This is a genomic window from Aestuariivivens marinum (assembly GCF_022662175.1).
GTDB lineage: Bacteria > Bacteroidota > Bacteroidia > Flavobacteriales > Flavobacteriaceae > Aestuariivivens > Aestuariivivens marinum.
The window spans coordinates 1548544-1571324 of the sequence record NZ_JAKMCR010000001.1 but is presented as its reverse complement, the minus strand read 5'-3'; the positions used below and the strand labels follow the sequence as shown (position 1 = coordinate 1571324).

General features: G+C 32.4%; 23 protein-coding genes. All 23 read right to left on the bottom strand.

The window, feature by feature from the left end:
• Window positions 1-358: 358 nt before the first annotated feature.
• Window positions 359-2200, bottom strand: a complete 1842-nt coding sequence (asnB, locus tag MR053_RS06845; RefSeq protein ID WP_242131702.1) for an asparagine synthase (glutamine-hydrolyzing) — start codon at window positions 2198-2200, stop codon at window positions 359-361.
• A 3-nt stretch (window positions 2201-2203) separates the two neighbouring features.
• Window positions 2204-2959 carry a class I SAM-dependent methyltransferase gene (locus MR053_RS06840; protein WP_242131701.1) on the bottom strand — a complete coding sequence of 252 codons (756 nt, stop codon included), beginning with the start codon at window positions 2957-2959 and terminating at the stop codon, window positions 2204-2206.
• Window positions 2960-3985 (bottom strand): glycosyltransferase family 4 protein, encoded by a 1026-nt coding sequence (locus tag MR053_RS06835; RefSeq protein WP_242131700.1) that lies wholly within the window; start codon window positions 3983-3985, stop codon window positions 2960-2962.
• A gap of 10 nt (window positions 3986-3995) precedes the next feature.
• Window positions 3996-4832 (bottom strand): polysaccharide pyruvyl transferase family protein, encoded by an 837-nt coding sequence (locus MR053_RS06830; protein ID WP_242131699.1) that lies wholly within the window; start codon window positions 4830-4832, stop codon window positions 3996-3998.
• Entirely contained in the window at window positions 4823-5710 is an 888-nt protein-coding gene (locus tag MR053_RS06825; RefSeq protein WP_242131698.1) for a hypothetical protein, read from the bottom strand. The genes MR053_RS06830 and MR053_RS06825 overlap by 10 nt, the downstream gene beginning before the upstream one ends.
• Entirely contained in the window at window positions 5692-6477 is a 786-nt protein-coding gene (locus MR053_RS06820) for a glycosyltransferase family 77 protein (protein ID WP_242131697.1), read from the bottom strand. Before MR053_RS06820 ends, MR053_RS06825 begins: the two co-directional genes overlap by 19 nt.
• Window positions 6478-6495: 18 nt before the next feature.
• Window positions 6496-7344, bottom strand: a complete 849-nt coding sequence (locus MR053_RS06815; RefSeq protein ID WP_242131696.1) for an FkbM family methyltransferase — start codon at window positions 7342-7344, stop codon at window positions 6496-6498.
• A complete protein-coding gene (locus MR053_RS06810) occupies window positions 7341-8267 on the bottom strand; it encodes a glycosyltransferase family 2 protein (RefSeq protein WP_242131695.1) in 927 nt (308 codons plus the stop codon). The genes MR053_RS06815 and MR053_RS06810 overlap by 4 nt, the downstream gene beginning before the upstream one ends.
• Before the next feature lie 105 nt (window positions 8268-8372).
• Window positions 8373-9239: a glycosyltransferase family 2 protein gene (locus tag MR053_RS06805; protein WP_242131694.1), complete on the bottom strand. Its 867-nt coding sequence runs from the start codon at window positions 9237-9239 to the stop codon at window positions 8373-8375.
• Window positions 9240-9282: 43 nt separating this feature from the next.
• Window positions 9283-10038, bottom strand: a complete 756-nt coding sequence (locus MR053_RS06800; RefSeq protein WP_242131693.1) for a glycosyltransferase domain-containing protein — start codon at window positions 10036-10038, stop codon at window positions 9283-9285.
• The gene (locus MR053_RS06795) at window positions 10035-10937 is read right to left on the bottom strand and encodes a glycosyltransferase family 2 protein (protein WP_242131692.1); all 903 of its coding nucleotides are present in this window, start codon (window positions 10935-10937) and stop codon (window positions 10035-10037) included. Before MR053_RS06795 ends, MR053_RS06800 begins: the two co-directional genes overlap by 4 nt.
• A 34-nt stretch (window positions 10938-10971) precedes the next feature.
• Window positions 10972-11760, bottom strand: a complete 789-nt coding sequence (locus MR053_RS06790; RefSeq protein ID WP_242131691.1) for a class I SAM-dependent methyltransferase — start codon at window positions 11758-11760, stop codon at window positions 10972-10974.
• Window positions 11761-12018: 258 nt separating this feature from the next.
• Window positions 12019-13074, bottom strand: a complete 1056-nt coding sequence (locus MR053_RS06785) for an alginate O-acetyltransferase AlgX-related protein (protein ID WP_242131690.1) — start codon at window positions 13072-13074, stop codon at window positions 12019-12021.
• An 11-nt stretch (window positions 13075-13085) separates the two neighbouring features.
• Window positions 13086-14294, bottom strand: coding sequence for a glycosyltransferase (locus MR053_RS06780; RefSeq protein ID WP_242131689.1), 1209 nt, complete (start codon window positions 14292-14294; stop codon window positions 13086-13088).
• Window positions 14295-14328: 34 nt separating this feature from the next.
• Window positions 14329-15357 (bottom strand): glycosyltransferase family 2 protein, encoded by a 1029-nt coding sequence (locus tag MR053_RS06775; protein WP_242131688.1) that lies wholly within the window; start codon window positions 15355-15357, stop codon window positions 14329-14331.
• Window positions 15358-15363: 6 nt separating this feature from the next.
• Window positions 15364-16227 carry a beta-1,6-N-acetylglucosaminyltransferase gene (locus tag MR053_RS06770; protein WP_242131687.1) on the bottom strand — a complete coding sequence of 288 codons (864 nt, stop codon included), beginning with the start codon at window positions 16225-16227 and terminating at the stop codon, window positions 15364-15366.
• Window positions 16228-16235: 8 nt separating this feature from the next.
• Window positions 16236-17099, bottom strand: coding sequence for a glycosyltransferase family 2 protein (locus MR053_RS06765; RefSeq protein ID WP_242131686.1), 864 nt, complete (start codon window positions 17097-17099; stop codon window positions 16236-16238).
• The gene (locus MR053_RS06760) at window positions 17086-17862 is read right to left on the bottom strand and encodes a methyltransferase domain-containing protein (protein ID WP_242131685.1); all 777 of its coding nucleotides are present in this window, start codon (window positions 17860-17862) and stop codon (window positions 17086-17088) included. The genes MR053_RS06765 and MR053_RS06760 overlap by 14 nt, the downstream gene beginning before the upstream one ends.
• Entirely contained in the window at window positions 17855-18961 is a 1107-nt protein-coding gene (locus tag MR053_RS06755) for an ATP-grasp domain-containing protein (protein WP_242131684.1), read from the bottom strand. Before MR053_RS06755 ends, MR053_RS06760 begins: the two co-directional genes overlap by 8 nt.
• On the bottom strand, window positions 18958-20025 hold the full coding sequence (locus MR053_RS06750; protein ID WP_242131683.1) for a DegT/DnrJ/EryC1/StrS family aminotransferase: 1068 nt from the start codon (window positions 20023-20025) through the stop codon (window positions 18958-18960). The genes MR053_RS06755 and MR053_RS06750 overlap by 4 nt, the downstream gene beginning before the upstream one ends.
• Window positions 20022-21284 (bottom strand): ABC transporter ATP-binding protein, encoded by a 1263-nt coding sequence (locus MR053_RS06745; RefSeq protein ID WP_242131682.1) that lies wholly within the window; start codon window positions 21282-21284, stop codon window positions 20022-20024. Before MR053_RS06745 ends, MR053_RS06750 begins: the two co-directional genes overlap by 4 nt.
• 15 nt (window positions 21285-21299) lie before the next feature.
• Window positions 21300-22163 (bottom strand): ABC transporter permease, encoded by an 864-nt coding sequence (locus MR053_RS06740; RefSeq protein WP_242131681.1) that lies wholly within the window; start codon window positions 22161-22163, stop codon window positions 21300-21302.
• A gap of 148 nt (window positions 22164-22311) precedes the next feature.
• A complete protein-coding gene (locus tag MR053_RS06735; RefSeq protein ID WP_242131680.1) occupies window positions 22312-22515 on the bottom strand; it encodes a hypothetical protein in 204 nt (67 codons plus the stop codon).
• Window positions 22516-22781: the final 266 nt, after the last annotated feature.

The following is a 22781-nucleotide window of genomic DNA, read 5'->3' as shown; positions in this document are numbered from 1 at the left end:
CCTTAAACTTAAAGGAGGAGCACAATATATAAACAAAACAGCTCCCCTCTTGAGATAAAGAGGGGAATGCATTTCACCCAGTGAAAGAAAGGGGAGTTTGAATGTAAACATCAAACAAAACCAACTTCTGGATATAGTCTTAAGATTCTTCACTCTGTTCAGAATAACGGTGTAAATTAAGCCTGAAAACACAATCCAATACGTCATTGTGAGGCACGCCAGTGCCGTAACAATCTGCCTAATCCTAAACGTCATTGTGAGGAGTCCCAATAAATTGGGGCGACGTAACAATCTGTTTAATCCAAACTCCAACCCAAAAGATTCTCACGCTCGGTTGCACCGAGCTCAGAATGACATTTCAAACCAACCCCTGTACTTTGGCCCACTTCTGCCAGGCATAAACATGCCAAACGCCCCAGTCATTGTCGTGCGTTTTATTGTAAAACCGTTTGACATAGTCTTTTATGGCTTCTTCATTCAAACAGGAAGCCCCATAAAGCGGTGTGTTAAAAACTAACTGCTCAACATCTTGCTTTAAACTTTGGTGCAACCAATCGCTTAACGGTACTGTAAAACCTTGCTTATCTTTATTTATGGTTGTAGCATCAAAGTAATTACCCATCATGGTTTTAAGTAGCCTTTTCAAATCTTTTTTTGCTTTAAAGGACTTGGGAAGATATTGAAAAGCCACCTTAATAACCTCTTTATCCAAAAAAGGCACTCGAACTTCCATACTATTGGCCATACTCATTAAATCTACTTTTTTAAGCACCCGTTGTAGGTGGCCATAAAACTCATTATATCGTAATTGGGCCAAAAGGGCTTTAGAATGGCGTTTGGAATCAAAACGGTAAAGTAGTTGTATGGGTTCAGAAAAAGCAATGTCATTATTAAAAAGAGCATCCAAATCGGTTTTAAAAATATAAGTATGCTTAGCTTGAATAAATTCGTCAAGCGTTTTATAATGATAAGGTGCCCAAGTACGGGTTAAGCCTAATTTATTACTAAATCGCACTAAGGGTTTTCTAATACCAAAAGGGACTTTAAACCAACATCGTTTTTTTATAACATCCAACATACGGGGGTATCCAAAAAACAATTCGTCCCCACCATCGCCAGAAAGCATTACGGTATGTCCCTTAGAGGCTGCCTTAGTGATTACATAACTGGGAATACTGGAAAAATCGCCCAAAGGTTCAGATAGATACTTAAAATGATGATCGACTTCGTTTAAAATATTTGTTTCGGTTACACGATGTACTTTGTGGACCATACCAAGTTGTTCGGCATAACGGGAAGCCTGAAAACCTTCATCCAGACGTTGATCGTCGACCGATAAGGTAAACCCTTCAATATCGGGCTTATGGGTTTTGGCTATGGCTGTTATTAAGGGACTATCTATACCTCCACTTAAAAAACTGGCCAAGGGCACATCGCTTACCAATTGCCTGTTTACCGCATCATGCAATTGCTGTTCTACAGTACTTTCAATGTTATCTTCACAATGATCATTTATCTTATCTGGAAACTGGCAAAACGAAAACTGTTGTAACTCGCCTAAGGAATCTATACAAATACAAGTACCAGGTTGTACTTGGTATATGTTTTCATAAATGGTGTTAGGTGCCTGCATATAACCAAACCCAAAATAGTCTTTAATAACATTGGGGCGTAATTCTAATTGAGCTTTAAACCAATTATGTCGAAACACTTGGTTAAACTGTGAAGCGGCCACGAGTCCCTTATCGTTTATACCATAAAACAACGATTTGATACCAGCAAAATCGCGGGCTAAATAGATGATTTGCGTTTGGGCGTCCATAACAGTAAGGGCAAACATTCCGTTAAGAACTTTTAAAGTCTCGTGGACACCTAGTATATCCAATAGATGAACTAAAACTTCAGTATCTGAAGTCGAAGATAAATTGTGGAGTTGGTATTGCTCTTGTAACGTTTTATAGTTGTAAACCTCACCGTTAAACACCACATGGTAGCGTTTGCTTGGGCTCCACATGGGTTGGTTTCCCAACTCAGACAGGTCTATAATCGCCAAACGGTTAAACCCTAACCGGTAATTGTGTCCTGTCTCTATTTGTGTATTATCTGGCCCCCTGTGTTTCGACAAGGCCAAAAGCACCTCAAAATGATCGGGATTACTTAGGTCGCCCTTAAAACTAAATTCTGTAAGGAAGCCGCACATATTTTATTGTTTTCTTTCAAAAATTCCTATAATGGTTGATGAAAAATATTTTGATGGATACTTTTCTACATACGTATTCAAAAAGAATTTAAACACCAATCTATGTATCTTAAAAATTAGTTTTTGTATTAAATTCAGTTTTTGATGCACACTAAAAGGAAAACCTCCAAAATAAGTTAGTTCCACAATATTTAAACCATTCCTTTTGGCAAAATGCTTAAATACTTTTAAAGACATACATTTTAAATTATGAACTTTAAGGTTCCTCCTATCAACCAATAGTTTATAGTATTTTATATACCCTTTCATATTAGGAATCATAATCATAATACACCCTTGAGGTTTTAAATAACTTACATGTAAATCTAATATATGGTTGAAATCTTTAAAATGTTCTATAAAACCATTTGAAAATACAAAATCATATTTTGATTGAGGTTGATACACGGTAAAATCTTTCTGGAGAATCTCAAACGATTCTACTCCCATCACTTTAAAAGACTCTTTAATTTGACTAAGGTCAGAATTAAAATCTAAACAGGTAGGATATACTCTAAATTTTGAAGCCAAATATGCTAAATACCGTCCCGGGAAACCGCCAATCTCAATAAGGGATGTGCTAGGAGTATTTGTAGTATTAAAAAAAATATCCCAATAAAAATCATAAAACGAACATACCTTAATTATATGTTGCCTATTAGCATGATTATTACCATAATAGGTTTCCCAATAACGCTGTGTGGTTAAGTTTTTGTTCAATTAATTCTTTTTGGAATAGATAAAGTCTTCTGTTTCTTTGGCAATTTTTGTCCAATTGTAATTTTCCACTAACCTTTGCTGGTTTGCAACCATCTCGTTGATGTAGTTATCATCATTCAATAACTTCTTAATATAATCTAGAGTTCCTTGTATATCATCGGTTTCAAAAACAGGAACACCAGACCCTTCAGGAAGGTAATCCTTTACGGCACCAACATTATTTATGATTAATGGACATTTATACACCATTGCTTCTAGAATGGCATTGGATGCCGTACAATCTTTCAAGGACATTAAAAGCCCTTTTGAAGATGCATAATAATTGTATAATTCATTATCCAATACATTATGGGTTAAACATGTTACGTTAGGTAAATCCTTATATAACTTGGCATGTTCCATAAACATGATGACTACAAAACTAACATCTAAATCGTTTGCCAGTGCTTTCATGATGTCACTATTCCTTTGGTGGTCTCTATGGGACGTACCCACTAATAATAATTGATTTTTTCTTTCAATAGGCTTTAAGTTATTCGTAATTTCGGTATTAATTCCATGCGGTATAAACTTAATATCCGCATTTGAATACTTCTTAAAAAAAGAAATTTGATTTGGCCCCATTACAATGATTTTATCTAAGGTTCCAAGCACCTTTTTCCTATTATAATGCAATCGTTTTTCTAATTCATAAGGTGGGTGGTGAAATGTTGCTACTAAGGTATTCTTCCTTAGGTTAAAAGGAAACCTTTTTAAATAATGTAGAAAATAAAAATCCATATCCCCATATAAGATATGGACCTGTTTTGACTTAAAAACCTTAAAAAGAATAAACAACTCCTTAGAAATGGTTTCACTTCTATAGTTTAAAACACGGGTTTTCCTTTTTAGGTACGACGCTAATTTAAAAGGTATTTTTAAACTTTTAGGATATTTAAATGCTATGGTAAGATAGTTTACAATACGCTGATAACCCGAATTATTACCATGTCTTGCCCATTCTTTGGATAATATATATATTCTCATAATGAATTATCTAATAAATCACCCCCAACTTTTTTAAATTATCCTTTTCCGGAAAATAAAAATCTTTCAAACCAATCTCTCTCTCAAGGGTAGTAGCCTTATTTAAAATATAATTAACAGAATAAATATCTCTGACCGGTTCTGGCAATTCTTTATCAATCGACAAGAAATAATCACGATACTTAAACATTGGTTCCTTGGATTGAGGTCTCACAAATGTACATGGTTTATTTAATGCATGACTAAATATTATACCATGTAAAGATGAGGCATAAACATGCTTAGATTTTAATATCTCTTTTGCAATTTTCTTTGGGCTATTATCAACATTTATAACTTTTATCCCCGAAGGGTATTTTCCATTATAAACATTTGTATCCATGAAATGTGGAATAAAAATAACTTGACTTTCAGAGCTTCTGCTTAAGTTTAGATTATATACCTCCTTTATTAATAGACCAGGGTCATATTCGAATTTTAAATTAGATAAGTCCGTACCATACTTCTCAAACAATGACCTTGTCAAAGGCCCTCTGACTCCATAAACTTTTAAAGATTTGATTAAATCTCTATCTTCATGAATATCATTCCCTTTCCATCCAACACCATTTATTATATCTCCCTCTTTAATCTTACTAATTATTGACCCTACCAACAATAATCGATTACCTTTATTTTTTATATTAATTGCCGACTCATTGTACAAATATTTTATTAAATCGATATTAAAGATATCACCTGCATTACCCTTTTTAAAAACCAAATGTTTAGGATTTCTAAATTTATGCCTATAATATTTAAAAAGTGACACATTTCTTTGATCCCAATAATAAGTCCTTAAAGCCATAACTCTTTTTGCTTTAAAGTTACTATATTCCAATCAACATCATTTATTCCATAACCAACAATAATATTTTCTCTATCTAAGGATAATCCAGAAAAGTAACTACAAGAGATTAAATTTTTATTAAACTTAAACTTACTTCCAAATAAAGATTTCCATGAATGAATTAAAAAAGATTTCTTAACGGCTATCTTAGGCGAGTCTTTTAAAAACAAAATACAGATGCGTCCTAAATAAAGCCTTTTCCTTTTTCTATAAAGTTTTTTGTGAGCTATAAAACAAAACTTGCCTTTAACCTTTACCAATTGAGTGCCTATTGAATAATTCTTTAAACTTTGGGTTTTATCATAAAAACACTTTTCAAACTCTATATAGTTCTCATCAGTTTTAATTGCTTTTAAAATAGTTAGAGGGCTTAAATTATATAGCGCATATAATTCTTCTTCATCAATAAAAAACGCCCAATTCTTTTCTGTTCTATAGCGTTCATTATAACCACAAAATTTATAATCAAAAATTCTACTTTTCTCTAATTGAAATAGCACCAGATGATTAAAGTCTTTAATAGCATCACCTGTATTAAACGTCCCATAAACTTTATTATTCATTATGAATAATTTCGGATCCGCAACTTTATGTATTCCTTCATTATCTTCAAAATATCTAGACAAGTTTAGCTGCTCAATATTCCCAGCATCATCCCAAACAAAAATAAGCCCTAAAATGGTTTCAGATTTATCTTCATATACCCTTATACTTAAATACCCAACACCATTATGTAGAATTAGGCTAGGATTGAATATATACGAATACTTCTTCAAGATTTGCATTAACTCCTGTGGTAAAGAATAACTAGGATAATTTATAAAGGTTTTAACCATTTTTTCAATCTTTTCTTAACTTTTGCTAATATTAATCTAAAACTAACTTTATCATTTTTGTAATCGTATATTTCCTTTATATCAATTCCATACTCTTTTAAAATAGAATTTGGAACTAATGAAGCATGTAAATTCAGTCTTTTTTGTGTATTAAGAAGATTTTTTTGTTTAGTGGGGCCTCTACCTGTGAAATGGATTATAAATGGTTTATGGATGTCTTTTTCAAAAAGATTTTCACACCTACTATTAAATGCTTTATAATCATGCAACATATAACGGTTTTTGTAGACTTGCCTTTCATGTAATAAGTAAATTATAGCGTCTTGATCCCCGTTGGTAAAATAGCCCAATTCTTTACGCCACCATGATTTTACAAGGCCTAAATCCAAACTTAAAGCTTCCGACAAGAATTGTTTTGAAATAGTGTTGCACTTTAAAATGAATTGCCCGGAACTCAAATAGGTTTTTAATGTTTTGAACGATGGACTTTTACATAGGGAAATAAAGTGGTTTTCTTGTGGAGCAAAAAGCATGATATCTTTGTTGAAATCGACAAAGAAAGCATCGTCGTCAATCCAAACCATATAGTCGTAAAGGTCTATATATTGTAAGATGTAATTAATTTTATTAAAGTAGGGGTTTCTTGTTTTAGTTGGGTAATTGCAGTGAATGTAGGTATAACCAAATAAGTCTGCATAAACTTTATGGTTTATCGCAGAACTAAATGTGGTGGCAGGGTACCTACCTGAAATTATACATACTTGCATGTTTAACATAGTTTTGCTTTATACAACAAGACCTGAGAACAGTTCTTTAATTTCTTTTTTGTCTTTAGTTGTAAATAAATAATTTCGAAACTCACTGGGTTTTGAAAACCACATTAACCGATTAATTGAATAATTGTTTTCGTCAATATCATAGATGTTATAATACCTTGGAAATAACCTCTTAACTTTACTTAGGTTCTTTATGTTGTTAATTTCAACTAGGACATCAGGTCTGTCATGCTCTAAAATGTCTAGCATGCCTCTCAAAGTGTCTTGCTCTGCGTCTTCAACATCTATTTTTACAAGGCTAACGGGGTTTTTATCAATTGTTCTTGAGTGAAAACCATCAAGTTTTATTGCATTTACTTCATCTTTGTGGTCATTCATTTTTTTTGGGATTAAACTAGCTACAGAACTAATTATTCCTTGTTCTTTATAAAAGTAAAAATCGACTATACCATTGAAATTGGTACACGCGGCTCTAACCAAGTTAATGTTTTTTAGCTTATTTAACTCACAATTCTTTTTTAGCCTTTCTAAAGTGTTCTCCTGTATATCGAATGCAAAGACTTTGTTGTTTTCAGAAATTTTTGCAGCTATTAAAGAATATATCCCTGTGTAGGCTCCCACATCGTAAACAATACCTTTATTGTTAACTTTTAAAAGATCATTCCACAACATCAAACTTGTATATTCCCAACCTTTAAATCCAGTCCAATACAATTCCTTTACAACTGTATCGTCATTTTCATTATACATTTTAAAATTTACAATACCATCAATATTAATGTCAATTTCTCCGTGTAAAGGATTTTCCTTCCAAAATAACTTTTTCTGATTTATGTTTAGATTAGAATAACTTTTCACTGTGATTTTTTTAATTTTAAATGCTTTCTTTTACGTTTTAAAATATATCTTAAAAAATAGTCATCGAGATAGCATAAAGCATGCCAGATACCGAACAAAAGAGTTCCTAATTTACGGCGATTTCCCAACTCAATTTTTCGATGTGTTTTTAATGCTTTAAAGTATAACTTCCTGTTAACTAATTCTGGAAACTCCTTTTTAAAGTCTTTTAACAATTGCCTAGAGGCTTTTAACTGTCCCCATGTATTTGTGGTAACCGATTGTCTTTGCGTCGTGCGATCCATATGTACCAACACTTTGGGGATACCATATACCTGGGATACCAAAGCAAAGCGCAACACATAATCCCAATCTACATTAAAATTACCATAGGTATTTTTAAAGGCCAAATTATTTTTTAAATGGGTATTTTTTCTAAGCATCATACAAGTGTTCACAACCTTTAGTTGGTTTTCGTATAAATACTTAAACAAGGCATCCCCTTGAGGGAATTGCTTTCCATGAGCCAATAATCCTGGAAACAAATCGCGTCTGGTTTCACTAACAAACTCAGCGATTCCGGATACCAAACCTACTTCGGGATAGTCTTGCAGGACCTCTATTTGCCATTGCAGCCGCTCTGGCACATAGATATCGTCCTGTTCGGCCATGGCTAAAAATTCGGACTGCGGTGCACTGGCTTGTATAAGTGCATTTAGATTATGTGCCAATCCTAAATTTTGTGGGTGCTGTATGATTTTAATTCTGGCATCCTTAAAATCTTCAGCAATAGCTTGAGAACCATCATGTGTACCATCAATACCAATCAACAATTCAAAATGGCTATAGGTTTGCCTAAGTAAACTTTCTAAAGTAGCCCTTAAGGTACGTTCCCCATTATAAACAGGTAATATTATCGATACTAGGGGCAGTTGGTTAGACATTAAAAAATTGTTTTAAGTTTACCAATGTTTTTAACTTGAGAATGTGCTTGTCATTCAGACCCCGATGTATCGGGGGAAGAATCTTAAATATTAAATAGTCAAGGATCATCCTTTCAAAAAATGCTTTAATCTAACCATGGTTTTAAACACGGGATGGTACAATTTAAGCAATTTCCATTGGTTTTTAGAGTGCAAATGCCAAAATAGATGCTTATAATAACTCGTAAATAATAAATGTTGTTCTTGAAGTCCATTATTTTTATTTAGGGAACTGGCTTGGGCATCATGCAATCTAAAACCAACCAATGTGTCATTAATAAACCCCACATCGTAGCGTACCATAACCCGGTACCAATACTCATAATCCAATACTTGTTGTAAATCTTCACGAAACCAACCTATAGTATCAAAACACTCACGCTTTAGAAGGACGGCAGTGGGCTCACCTATTTTGTTTTTAGGGCTATTTAAAAATTGACGATCTTTTAAATAAACCCTGCTGTTTATTACCCCTTCCATAACCAAAACATCTTGCCAATAGCTATGCAAATCACCATAAAAGCCAATAAAATCTTGAATTTTGGGCGTTAAGGTGTCGAATAAAAACTGCCGCTTACAATACACTAGGCCAATATTAGGATGTTTTTGAGCCATGTCCACCATCCGTGCTATACAATCGGGTTCTAGGATGTCGTCTTGTAACAAAAATTTAATGTATTCGCCCTTAGCTTGTTTAACACAATAATTCCAATTGGCACCAATGCCTTGTGGCTGGTGTTGATAAACATACAATAGAACGCTTGTATTCACTTGAAAAGATTGTACTATTTCCAGCGTATTGTCAACAGAAGCATCGTCAGACACTATAATCTCTAAATTAGCATAGGTTTGGGCTATTGCAGAGGTCATTGCTTCTGCAATGTATTTAGCACCGTTATAGGTGGGGATGCAAATGGAAACTAGTGGCTGCATGTTTTTCTATTTTTTCGTTAACTTAACTAATTCCTATTGGACATTATATTAACTTCTTAAGTTTTCTTAAAAATTTTACCATTAAAAAAGAAAAATCTTTTAAAAACCAATAATTATATTGCATAATGGACTTTTTTTCAAGATAGTGATCGTATCTATGAAGATGGTATTTAGAAAATTCATTACTAAAAACATTACCTTTTATCACATTTATTTTTTGCTTGGTTTTATAGATGGTGAAAACAATTGACAATTGATCCCTGCGGCTATACTTTAAGGTTTGTTCCCACCAAAACGGATAAAAATTTCCAGAATCAATATTTAGGTTTTTAACCATAATGCCTGTAGCATACATGCCTGCGTGAGCTGGCATGCCATTAATAAAATAATATATAGCTTGTCTTAAAATCCGTAATGAGAAATCCTTGCCGATCCTAATACTACTCATTGCTTCACTATAAAAATCATCACGATTTGGATGCATAAACATGGTCAAAAAAGATTTTTTTCCTAAATCAATCAAATCAGGAAGTTTATCAAAAACTAATTGAATATTTGCATCGTGCCATATTAAAACGTCGTAGTTCTTTAAAATAGCATCCCCCATTATTTTATAATAAAATGCATTTTTGGATACATCGTTAAACAATTGGGGCTTTAGTACGGTTGTATATGGCCATATACTTTTAACGGTATCGGTAAATAAATAAAAACTTACGTTGCTATCATCACTATAATTCAATGGAGGCTGCAGTGCATCCTTATCTCCAAATAGGCCAGTGTAAACGGCTATTTTCATACAATTCTTTTTAAAGTCAATCGAAATATATAGTACAATCCTTTCGCACCAAATTCTTTTAAAATGGCTTTTCTTATACTTTTTTCAAACAATCTATTCCTTGAGGAAAGCTGGCCTAAAAATCTATAACAGCGGTAAATCAAAAAAGCTTTTGCTTTTTTTGGAGCTTCGTTCTTAATCTCCAAATATGTATACCAATAGGAACTTAAATAACCTTGGGATTGTTTTATTCTGTTTTTTCTAAGTAACCCTCTTATTGAATTGTCATGATAGTGTTCCAAGGTTACTATTTCCTTTATAAAAGTTGCATGGGTAGTTTTTAAAACCAGTTTGCAAAAATAATTATATTCTTGGCCAGAGTGTAAATTCTCATTGAACCTTATGGATTTGGCAACTTTAGATTTTATGCAAACATCACGGGTTAACCAATTAATCTTGTGGGTTATATAATTAAGGGCAGAAATGTCATTTGAATTAAACATGTATTGCTTTTCACGAGCTTTGTTTAAATGTTCATTGTTAAAACACCTTGTCTCAGTTATAACAAAATCAAAGGTACCCATTTTCAATGCAGATACTTTAACATCTAAATGATTGGGAGTCATCAAATCATCGCTATCGAAAAAAATCACATAGTCTCCTGTAGCTTTTATCAATCCAATATTACGGCAAGCATTTGCCCCTTTTAAACTTGATTCAGGTCTTATAAATAGTTTAAACCGTTGGTCTTCATGAATTACTGCATTAATAACCTCAACAGAATTATCTGTTGAGCGATCATCAATAATTAAGCATTCCCAATTCTTATAGGACTGGTCAATAATGGAATTCAGTGTTTCAGTAACAATCTTCTCACGATTATAAACAGGGATTATTATAGAAACCAAAGGAGAATTCATAAGTTATATCTTAATACAGTGAAATATAATGCAATTAAAATAGGGTCTTAAATTCTGAAAAACTTAATAGATTCAAATATTCAATCCTATTTTTATTTAATTCTGGGTATTCATAAAACTCCATATTGTGATTAAGATATTGGCCTATATTTTTCTTTTTAGATAAAATTCCAACCCCAAAATCAGTGTCTATACAGCATGAGAAAACAGATGAATTAGCACGCCATTTCATAAAAGCCTTCCAAGTGGTACCATTCCAATTAGAAAATGATGGTGTGTACTTATAATCGTATTCATACCTAGCATGCCACTCTGTAGGAGGATTACAGTCATGAAGAACAATAAATCCATCATCTTTAATAAAATTCATAGAATTTGCAATGTCTCTATCAACCTGATGGGCTAGGTGTAAACCATCAATAAATATCAAATCGAATTTAATGTCTGGACTTAAAATCTTATTTTGATACAATTCTTTAAAAAAATTATCACTTGTTAATTTAAAATCTACTGGATTTTCTTTAAACTCAATCCCAGGATCTACCGAATATTTAATTGCTGCCTTAATCTTATTAAAATTTTCTTTAGGATTTCTTACACCAATCTCTAAATACAAGGTTTCTCTCGAAAATTGGGATAGGATAAAATTAATAATATCTGTGCGCAAAGGTCTTTTGGACATTTCAATTTTATCCTGCCTTCTTCCTTCAATATAATATGGGTCATTTAGAAAATTTTTACCCTTTATGTAATAAAAAAAAAGAGGGACCCTTAACAAAACCTTTTTAATTTCTTTATATATTTTCATTAATCTTTCTGCCATATGACTTACAGGGATTCAAAAGTGATTCTCTATTTATTGAACTTATACTAGTATTAATCAACTATCTAAACAACGATAATAATCTATCAGATAAACTTTGGTATAAAATTACTACTTAAAACTTTAATTGTCAGTTCTGCTTAATTTAAAAGCAGACATACTATTAAATATTAAAGTTTCTGCAAGTATCAATTTTTTATGATCAATTTAAGCTAATATAGCAAAAGCCACATACTGGTTTAAAAAAATATTTTGCTATCATTGAATTAATCCATATACTTCTTCAGCAATCAATTTAGTTGCAATTGGTGACCAATGCGTATCATCCGCAAAATACACATCTTTAACACCATTATCAATATATGGTTTTAACACAGCCTTTGTATCAATATACAAATAGTCTTTGGGCAACACTTTTAAATTCTCGAAAAATAGGTTTTCCCTATGCCTATTACCAATTATATAGTCATAATATATATCATATTTGTCAGCACATGGCATAACGATTAAATCTATGCCTAGAGCTTTAAGTTCTATATTTAACCGATTAAGAATGTTATTAAATTGCTTAACATTTTCTGCATTGCTGTAATTATTCATATTACTTATATCTCGATCATAAAAAAGGAGCATATCTTCGTTGGCCGAAAAAAGAGGCTTAGATAATTTTTTTTTATACACAGAAGATTCGAAAGCACGATCATTAAAGCAATACAACAAACCATAACGATAAAAATGCACCATATCATTCATTCTCATTCTAAAAGTACTATTTTGATACTTCTCATTTAAAGACAACTCAGCTTTTATATTCTCAAATAGATCAGTTATGGTCAAGCCTTTTTTTTCATTTAAATCATTCAAATGTCTAAGGATGTCTCTTTCTACAATTTGCAAAATAATGTAATCAGCCTTAACATGTTCAAAAATATCACTATTAAGCATTTGGTATAAAAAATGAAGAGGCTTATAATTTTCCAGCGCAAATGTTTTATAATCAAAATTCACTACATCCAATCCCTGTTCAATGGCCAAATAATTTTGATAACCATAAGCCCCTTGCTGGGAAAAAGAGTCGCCTATGGTCAAAACATCTACATACTGCACAGAATCTAGATGCAACTCAGAAAACTCATGATACCTTTTTTCTTGATTAAAAACTTCATGAAATTGATTTCTATAATCTTTAGGGTAAGGTATTTTCCCCAATCGATTTAAATCCCCTCCAGACTTCGTATAACTAATTTCGGCTACTATACCCAGCAAAACAAAAGGAACTAAAAATAATGCTAATTTTTTAAGAAATAATCTCATGAATCTTTTCTTTAATAACCCATATAAATATTAACAAGATGCTTTGTTTGTTTGTAAATATCATGGTTCGCTACTACATATTCCCTACCCAATCGGCTATACTCATCCCAGTTCATTCGCCCATCTATCAACATACTAAGACCTTTACAAAAACCATCAATGTTCAAAGGCGGCACTACAGTCCCACCTCGCACTATTTCCTTTACGCCTCCCACATTAGTTGCCAACACAACCATCCCACTAGCCTGCGCCTCCAACAATACAGTCGGCAAAGCTTCTGCTTTACTAGGCAAAAGAAATAAATCTGAAGTCGCCATTAATTTTGCCACATACGCAGAGTCTTTAGCTCCTAACAGTTTTACAATATGACCTAGACCAAGCTTTTCTATCAAATCTTCCAGTTTTAAACGCTCAACACCTTCACCAATAATCATATAGTTTAAATCTAAATTGGCCCTTGTCGCTATTAATTTACAAATGGCATGTATAGCTATATGCAATGCCTTTTCTTCCACCAATCTGGCAACTGTCAAGATATTTATAACCCCCGCCTTAGAAATCGCCTTTTCCCTTTTATAAAAAGCAGTATCTATACCATTAGATAATTTAAAAAGTCTTTCCTTTAATGCCCCAAATGACAACAACCTTGAATAATTAAAATCTGATATTGCAAATATCCCATCGCCAAATTCAAATAGATCTGCATAGATTGCCCCCCCTTTTTTTACACCTAACCTAATATCATAACCATGAAATGTAGAATACAACCTTAAGGGCAGCCCTACTTTTTTAAAGATAGCAGCTTCATTACCATTGGTACCATAATGCGCATGTATGATATCAATACGGTGCTTTATAAGGTAATGCACCCTAAAGAAGGTATTAAGCGATCGCTTCATTTTTTTAAAACTGGAAAAATCCAATGACCGCCTATAACATTTACCATATTCATGCCTAAACCCTTTTATCCCCAATATCCAAATAAAGAGCATTACCCTAAAAAACTTATTTTTTGGTGTGGACGCATCAATATCAATATGCTTCTTTTGAAGCTTATAGGCTTCATACCCATGTAAAGCTTTTATTTCCTCTTGATTTATGCCTTTATAGTTAGTATAAATAAGCACATCTATACCTTGTATTATTAAAGCAATTATTTGATCTCTAATAAATGTTTCTGAAAAAGTTGGAAATTTATTTAACCAGAACAGTACTTTCATAATACAATGGTGTATAGCTCAAGTAGTGAATATACTATTTTTTGTTAGTAAAGAATAATAATGATTTTACAAAAAAAATAATATGGGTTCTAAACGAAAATCTAAAAGAAGATATATGACATAAACTCAAATACTCAAAATATACAAGCGGATTAAATCGATCTCGATCCAAAAAAAAGGAATTTACAGATTGATATTCCAGAGCATTTAAGTAAGCTTTTAAACCATCGTTGTCAAAAAAATCTAAAGTTTTATTAGCCCTAAGAAGCTGCTTCTTTTTTTTTATTAAAATCTTTAACCCATTAAAATCCAAACTTTTACCCTTAAATACTTTTTTCCATACATCCTGCTCAATTCCACTAAAGGTTATGTTTAAATATTGGAATAATCGAATGCGTGTATTAAGTTTGCTCTCTATTTGCATAGCCCTTCGTTCTTGTGAGACTTGTTTATCATGGATACGGTACTTCAGTAAGGGTTCTTGTAAATTGTAAAATCTACCATATTGTAATAAATCTACCCACAAAGCATAATCCTCTGCCGGTTCACTAAAAACATCATATTTCAATTGATTTTCTACTAAAACAGATTTCCTTAACATAATAGTGGGATGTGCAAAACAAGTACCCTCCAACAATCTAAGCTTATTAGCCTCGTGCATTTCTGGATATGGTTTTATTACACCTGTACCAATAGAGATATACCAAGCACCACAAACAACAACATCGCTTTGTTCCTCCAAAAATGCAACTTGTTTTTCAAATCGTTCAGGCAAACTAACATCGTCACCATCCATTCGGGCAATATACTTGCCTTTGGCTAGCTCAACACCTAAATTTAAGCTAGTCGTATAGCCTGTATTAATGTTCTTTTTAATAAACTTAATTCTAGAATCCTTGATTTCAGAAACAATTTTAACCGTATTATCTGTTGATGCATCATCTAGTATTATAAGCTCAAAATTCTCATAAGTCTGATACAATATACTTTCAACAGCCTCCTTTACATAAAGCTCACAGTTGTAAACAGGCATAATAACACTTACTAGTGGGGTTTGAGACATGCGACATTAATCGTTAAAAGTTTTCAATAAACAAGCCTTAAGTTTTTGCGATACAGGAAACTCAAATTTTCTAGCAAATAGTTTATTGCTTGCTATTATTTTTTTCAAATCACTCTCATCTAAATTGGCGGGATGGTTCCCATTACGGGTATTCCAATCAATATAGCGCAAACTGTCATTAATCACTGTTAAAGCGTAAGGTGAATTCATAATAATGGTCTGAAAATAAATTTCTTCTGAACAAAAAGTATGTCGCAATCGCTTCAAAAATCTTGGGTTTTCATGCGTATAATCTAAAACATATCTTAAAGTACTATTGTTAAGGGTCCACCAAGTCTCACCACCAAATAACTTGGGAAGCCTTTTGGAAAGTCGTCGTTTAAAATGTATTTTTTTTTGGAAGTCAATCAATTTAAAGATATAATCCCTGTGCTTTTTGGCATCAATAAGGTCGTAAAAATTATAATACATTAACCGATTTAAACCACCTTCCTTCCATTTTTCAGATGGCAATTCATGATAATTTAAATAATTTTTTCCGGTATCAATATTGAGAAAATAAGAGATATTCTTTATGGGATAATCATGGCCACTAATTAAATGAAACATACTAATTTCCTTATTTAACAGGGCTTGTTCTGCTAGATGTAAAATACATTTTAAATGATTGATCCCTCCCCAATTAACCCTATACTTTCTTGAAATAAGCTTAACATTAGCAAACCCCTTTAACTGGTCAATATCAAAAGGTTCTACTTTAATTTTCCTATCAATATGGATATAGACACAAAAGTTGTTATCAAAAAAAGAAATGACATCTTTCAAATGATCAAAATTTTTATAGGCAGTAATTAAAAGGGCATGCTTCATAAAATAAATCAAAACTTAAATCGAAGATACCAATAATAACCTACTTGAAGCTTTGGCCATTTCTTAAACCTCAAGCTTGCTAAATCTAAATACAACTGGTTTAGTTTCTCTTTTACAATACTTTTCTCTTTTTTGTTCAATGCATTAAATATTGTTTTATAAAACCTTAAAAACTGGTACCTAGCTTGGGCTTGGGAAAGCTTAGAATAGACACCATCATGATGAACACGATACACGCTCATAAACTCGTTTATACACTGTATTTTTTTATTATCGGATATTATTTTATAAAGTCCTAAATCTCCAAACGGTAATTCATAGTACCATTTAGGCAACTCTAATTCCTCTGGTTTTCTAAACACAATACTTGCTGTTGCAATAAAATTATAGTATTTTAATAACTCTATATATTCAAACGCTTTGGTTTCAAACGGTTCTGGAATCTCATATGCATCTAGTATATTGTTTTTTAAAACCTGTGCGCTATGGAAGCAAATATTAATTTCTTTATTTTTTTCCAAAAAATCCACCTGTTTTTGCAATTTTAAGGGGTCAGTCCAATAATCGTCGCCTTCGCATAAGGCAACATACTTGCCTTTGGCACGTGGAAAATTATATCGAGCCATAATTCCCCTAACCCCAAGAGAATATTGATTTTCTTTTTGAAAAATGGGAAATACTACTTCAGGATGTTTTAGTACATAAGATTCAATAATTGATTTGGTTTTATCTGTTGAAGCATCATCATGAATTAATATTTCATATTCAAAATTAGTTTCTTGCATTAAAAAACCCTCTAATGCCTCCTCAATAAATTTTTCATGATTATATGTAATACAACATATGCTTACCAAGGGCTTAGTTTTTATCATGACAAATGTTTTTTAATATAAAAATAGGCCTATTCAAAAACTCTCCCAAACGATCATTACGTTCTATATTATTTTCGCTTAAGGGCTCATACACTATTACCTCTTTTTTATCAACGGCAACACCTATTGTTTCAATATTCCAATACTTACCAATCCCCTCTTTTATAAAATCTATTTGCTCTTGTTTTGTCCCATTGTTAAACAAACACCTATCCTTATCTCCTTTCCAGTTATAGCCCAATTGAAAAATAAGCGTACTTACTCTTGAACTTAAAAAATTAAGTTGGTTTATAATTTTTTCTTTTGCTTGTATAATGGAGTAATTTTTATTGCCATAGTCATCACCAACATGATGCAAAACATTTAATAGTAACCCAACATCAAATTTATGTGTGTCATTATTATTTTCGAAAGTGTAATAATCATCAATAATTTCGATTTTTTCATGATACCCTAAAATATTTGAGGCTAAATCAACAAATTTGGCATGTGTTTTATTGCCTTCAAAATAAGTAACATGGTGGGCATTTGCCTCTAAAAATTCATGAGAAAAAAAACCTGTGTTGCCCCCAATATCAATAATGGTCTTGTTAATGGGTTCAATATACTGCAATATAAAGTTTAAGCGTTCCTTTTCATATCTGGATATAGCAGGGGTTTTAGGCAATTGCATGAGCCTACTTAGCCTATCAGACAACACCTGATAAGAGGCATGCTTACTTTCACTTTCATAAAGCAATTTTAACGCTTCTAACTTATCCACCAACTTCTTTTTTATAATACTCTAAAGCGTCCTCTCTCTTATAAACATCAGAATCCAACCAATCTGTTATACTAAAACGTTTATCGCTGTAATAAACTAAAGAATTTAGTTCATTTATGCTTTTAATAAACCCTCCATGCCAAAAATACTTTTTATTTTTGGCTATATTGTTAAATGTTGGTGCTTTGTCAAGAAACTGGTAATCGAATAAAAAAGATTCAAATAAGTTGGCATTTGCATCTACAAACAATTGTGATGGCCCCCAAAATCTAGGATTTGCCTCAATCATATAATTTTTGAATTCTTTTTGTTTAACTTCAACCATAACCAACCCCCTGAAATTCAGAGATAAAAATAAAGCTTCGTATTTTTTTGATTCATCTGAAAAATGAAAATCAGACGAAGTAGCAGCTACTATTGACTTTCCGCCTGATTGCTGCACTATATTTTTTTGTGAAAATTTATATATCACTTTATTTCTACTAAAGTAATATAGCAAATAATGGCTATCCCCTTCAATAAACTCTTGAAAATAAAAATCGTCAATGGGATAGTTTTCCACAAAATAAACCTTTTCACTTTCATTAAATATGAGTTGAGGTGAAAAGGTCTTTCCTCCTTTTGAAAAATACTTCTTAGGCTTAGCTACAAATGGATAATCTATATTTTCAATTGTATAAAATTCTTTAGGAATAGATATTCCATTTTCTTTGCAAACAACTCCAAAACTGTATTTATCCGAAATTATATCATATAATGATTTTTTAGTAAGAGGCACAATAACTTTCATAGCTTCAAGCCGACTTCTTTCTTTTAACAAAAAACGGTTTAGAGCCTCTGTTGATGGAGCAATGAAGACATGAGTAGTCTTTACTTTTTGCCTTACTAAACATATATATTTCTTAATGACATCTAAATCTAAACTTAAATCATCTCTAATAGCAATAACTTTATTTTTATAAGTGGTAAAAAAGATAAAATCATCAAAAGATTTTGCGACAACAATATAATCCAACTTGTTCTTTTCAAGAGTTCTTATAAAAGAAACAACCGCTCTTTCATTAAATCCTGAGAAAATTAAGATTATAGGCTTACTCATAGTCTAACTATATTACAAATAGCTGTTATGTCAGCTTTTTTTAAACCTACATATAAAGGTAAACACAAAATTCTCTTTGATATAGATTCCGAAACACATACCTCTTGTTTAGTTACATAAGGAAGTTTATTTAAACTCGGATAAAAATAACGTCTAGGAAAAACATTATTTTCATTTAAAACTTTTTTTGATTCTAGTAATTGGGTTTCTGTCTCAAATACTATAGGATAATAACTATAGTTCCATTGAGTCCCTTCCCTAATTTTTAATGCTTTTACATTTGAACCCTTTAAGATATTGTTATAAATTTCAACACAATTAATCCTTGTATCTAATATTTTTGCCATATTTGGAAGTAAGGCAAGTCCCATAGCTGCTTGTAACTCACTCATTTTGGCATTTGTTCCCAAACCTTTAATGTCCTCTTGGCCATGATGACCAAAATTATGATAATCAAACAGTTTTTCATACAATTTAGTATTCTGCGAAAACAAGGCACCTCCTTCCCCTGTATGGAACAGTTTAGTGGCATGAAAACTACAGGTACTTACATCACCATAATTAAAAATTGATTGCCCTTTATAGGTTACCCCAAAAGCGTGGGCACCATCGTAAATAACCTTAAGGTTATATTTTTTTGCGATTTTATCGATAGCCTCTACATGGCATGGGTTTCCAAATACGTGAGTAGCTAAAATAGCCGTTGTTTTATCCGTAATAGCGTCTTCAATCTTGGACTCATCTATGGTTAAATATTCTGGGTGGATATCTACAAATACAGGAATACAGCCTTCCCAAAAAATACTGGAAGTAGTAGCCACATAACTAAAGGGAGTTGTAATAACCTCACCTTTTAAACCAAGAGCTTTTATGGCAATTTGCAAAGATAAAGTACCATTGGCAGTGGCCAAAATATGCTGCGTTCCCAAATAAACATTTAACTTGGTTTCTAACTCTTTTACCAATATACCTCTATTGGTCAGCCATCCTGTATTCCAAGCCTTCTCTAAAATGGCTTGGTAATCGTCTTGAGGAGGTAAAAATGTTTTGGTAACAGGAATCATTCAGTAAGGTTTTGCCATGTTAATTGAGGTTTAATATAGCCCGGTTCTTTACCCATATAAACCCCTAAATCCCTTTTAGCATCAACAACAGTAAAACTCATAATATCCTTTTCAATAAAAACAGCTTTTCTTTTGTTTTCAACAACAAAAAAAGACAAAAAATACTGTCCAGAGCGTAAAAACGATTTTGGGAAACTACAATGTAATCGATTATATCCTTTAAGGAGGTCAATACTTCCACTTGAAAATGAAAACAGTGGCTCTCCTAACTCATTAAATAAATGATAAGTGACATGATATTGTTCTGGGCACGAAGATTTAATAGTAATACAAGTGACCAATTCTAGAGCATCATCTTCCAATATTAAGGCGCTTTCAGTTTTATTTTGACCCTTGGCAATAATCTCGTGCAAAATAAATAGATCATTATCATAAAGGTCATCAAATATCTTTTTATTTTCCAACTCAAAACCATCTTTCAAATAAAAGCTTACTGCTTCAGTAGTATCACCCATAAAAGCAATTTTCCCTTGTCGCAAAACCATACCCCTGGTACACAAGCTTTTTACTGCAGCCATATTATGACTAACAAATAGTACTGTTCGCCCATCACCTTTACTAATGTCTTGCATTTTACCAATGGCCTTTTTTTGAAATTCGGCATCACCAACGGCCAACACCTCGTCAATAACCAAAATATCAGGTTCTAAAAAAGCGGCAACCGCAAAAGCCAACCGAACCCGCATCCCTGAAGAATATCTCTTAACTGGGGTGTCAATATAACGTTCACAACCAGAAAACGCAATTATCTCATCTTCTTTACTCTTTATTTCTGCTTTGGTCATACCCAATATGGCACCATTTAAATAAATGTTCTCCCTACCTGTTAGTTCGGGATGGAAGCCTGTGCCTACTTCTAACAAGGAGGCTATACGCCCTTTTGTTTTTATGTTGCCTGTTGTTGGGCCAGTTACTCGGGATAATATTTTTAACAAAGTAGATTTGCCAGCACCATTTTTTCCTATAATCCCTAAAACCTCGCCTTCCTGTACCTCAAAATTGATATCCTTAATCGCCCAAACATATTGGCTATCTCCTTTTGTACTCCTATCATTAAGCTCTCCTACCTTTAAAAACGGATCTTCCTTCCCCCTAACTTTATACCACCAGCGTTTTAAGTCATCACCCAATGCACCACTACCAATTAACCCTAATCGATACTGCTTACTTATGTTTTCAACTTTTAAAATAACACCCATTTTCCTTTTCAATAACTACACAGTATCAATAAAATTCTTTTCAGTTTTATTAAAAACCAACATACCCAATAATAACAATATCATAGTACTTATAATAGTAAAACCAAGCCCTTTAACCGAAATGCTCCCTGTATTTAAAAGTACATACCGAGCGGCTTCAATAATATAAGCCATAGGATTATATTCCACCAACCAGGCAAACTGCGGTAGTTTTTCACGTACCAATGCCAAAGGGTACATAACGGCTGAAGTGTACATAAGCAATTGTACGCCAAAGTTTAATAGATATTTTAAATCACGATACTTGGTAACCATAGACGATATAATCATGCCCAAACCCAAGCCCAACAACCCCATAATCACTACCAATAACGGAAACAATAAAACACTCTCATTTATAGAAACTTGGGCACCTTTTAAATAATAGTATAAAAAGAAAATAATAAATATAAAAAGTTGTATGCCAAAACGCATTAAATTGGAAATAACAACAGATAATGGCGATATAATACGCGGAAAGTAAACCTTACTGAAAATACCTGCATTACTATTAAAGGTATTTGATGTAGCCGTTAAACAACTTTTAAAATAATTCCAAACTGAAATACTGGCTAGATTAAATAAAAATGGGGGCACAGCACCTGTTTCTATATTGGCGACCTTATTAAATATTAGCGTAAAAGTTATTGCCGTAAATAAAGGCTGGATTAAATACCATAAAGGACCTAAAATAGTTTGCTTATAAACGGTAATCACATCACGTTTTACAAACAACACCAACAAATCACGATAGCGCCAAATTTCCTTAAAATTAAAGTTTATTAACTTGCGATTTGATGAGATATTATATAACCAGGTATCATCACTGGAGCGATTCAATATTTTGGGGTTTTTAGTTAAGGGATAAATATACTCAATATAGTTAAAATTCACATTTCAAAAGCCCCAAAATACAAATAGTTACCCTTCAACTCCAAAATATTGAATGATAAACTCTAAATACTGAATACTACCTGCCTTATAGACATCAACGAACTCCAATCTTATTAATTCGATTAAAAACATCCTCATAGGGCAATCCCATGTGCTCACAAAACTCAGCAATAGTAATTAATTGATGACGTTCCTTCTTTAAAAGCAATCTAATATCTCGTAAGACCTCTCGTGCATAACTTTCACTACGTCCGGTCAAAATAATAATATCTTGCGTATAAATACAAATACGATGCATGCTTTGGGGCATTACTAAATAATTGAAAACTAAAACACAACAAGCTTTAATTAGTCTGTTTCTTACAATAATATAAATTTAGACAAAAATAACCTACAAAAAAAATTATAATTAACAAATTATAAACAGAAATTCTATAATATAAAATCCAAAATTTAATCATACAACCTAATTATACTGCCTCCTCCCGAGCCAAGCGAAAAAAAACGGTCTAGTAGACTACTTTAGCGAAGGAGCCAGATGGCGCATGATAAAGAGGTGGCTCA

Excerpts from the sequence above, each read along its gene's own strand:
- MR053_RS06820 (WP_242131697.1), bottom strand. The coding sequence starts at position 6,477 with ATGCAAGTATGTATAATTTCAGGTAGGTACCCTGCCACCACATTTAGT.
- MR053_RS06775 (WP_242131688.1), bottom strand. The coding sequence starts at position 15,357 with ATGTCTCAAACCCCACTAGTAAGTGTTATTATGCCTGTTTACAACTGT.
- MR053_RS06770 (WP_242131687.1), bottom strand. The coding sequence starts at position 16,227 with ATGAAGCATGCCCTTTTAATTACTGCCTATAAAAATTTTGATCATTTG.
- MR053_RS06835 (WP_242131700.1), bottom strand. The coding sequence starts at position 3,985 with ATGAGAATATATATATTATCCAAAGAATGGGCAAGACATGGTAATAAT.
- MR053_RS06750 (WP_242131683.1), bottom strand. The coding sequence starts at position 20,025 with ATGATTCCTGTTACCAAAACATTTTTACCTCCTCAAGACGATTACCAA.
- MR053_RS06755 (WP_242131684.1), bottom strand. The coding sequence starts at position 18,961 with ATGAGTAAGCCTATAATCTTAATTTTCTCAGGATTTAATGAAAGAGCG.
- MR053_RS06810 (WP_242131695.1), bottom strand. The coding sequence starts at position 8,267 with ATGTCTAACCAACTGCCCCTAGTATCGATAATATTACCTGTTTATAAT.
- MR053_RS06765 (WP_242131686.1), bottom strand. The coding sequence starts at position 17,099 with ATGATAAAAACTAAGCCCTTGGTAAGCATATGTTGTATTACATATAAT.
- MR053_RS06790 (WP_242131691.1), bottom strand. The coding sequence starts at position 11,760 with ATGGCAGAAAGATTAATGAAAATATATAAAGAAATTAAAAAGGTTTTG.
- MR053_RS06780 (WP_242131689.1), bottom strand. The coding sequence starts at position 14,294 with ATGAAAGTACTGTTCTGGTTAAATAAATTTCCAACTTTTTCAGAAACA.
- MR053_RS06735 (WP_242131680.1), bottom strand. The coding sequence starts at position 22,515 with ATGCATCGTATTTGTATTTATACGCAAGATATTATTATTTTGACCGGA.
- MR053_RS06830 (WP_242131699.1), bottom strand. The coding sequence starts at position 4,832 with ATGGCTTTAAGGACTTATTATTGGGATCAAAGAAATGTGTCACTTTTT.
- MR053_RS06745 (WP_242131682.1), bottom strand. The coding sequence starts at position 21,284 with ATGGGTGTTATTTTAAAAGTTGAAAACATAAGTAAGCAGTATCGATTA.
- MR053_RS06795 (WP_242131692.1), bottom strand. The coding sequence starts at position 10,937 with ATGAATTCTCCTTTGGTTTCTATAATAATCCCTGTTTATAATCGTGAG.
- MR053_RS06825 (WP_242131698.1), bottom strand. The coding sequence starts at position 5,710 with ATGGTTAAAACCTTTATAAATTATCCTAGTTATTCTTTACCACAGGAG.
- MR053_RS06785 (WP_242131690.1), bottom strand. The coding sequence starts at position 13,074 with ATGAGATTATTTCTTAAAAAATTAGCATTATTTTTAGTTCCTTTTGTT.
- MR053_RS06805 (WP_242131694.1), bottom strand. The coding sequence starts at position 9,239 with ATGCAGCCACTAGTTTCCATTTGCATCCCCACCTATAACGGTGCTAAA.
- MR053_RS06800 (WP_242131693.1), bottom strand. The coding sequence starts at position 10,038 with ATGAAAATAGCCGTTTACACTGGCCTATTTGGAGATAAGGATGCACTG.
- asnB (WP_242131702.1), bottom strand. The coding sequence starts at position 2,200 with ATGTGCGGCTTCCTTACAGAATTTAGTTTTAAGGGCGACCTAAGTAAT.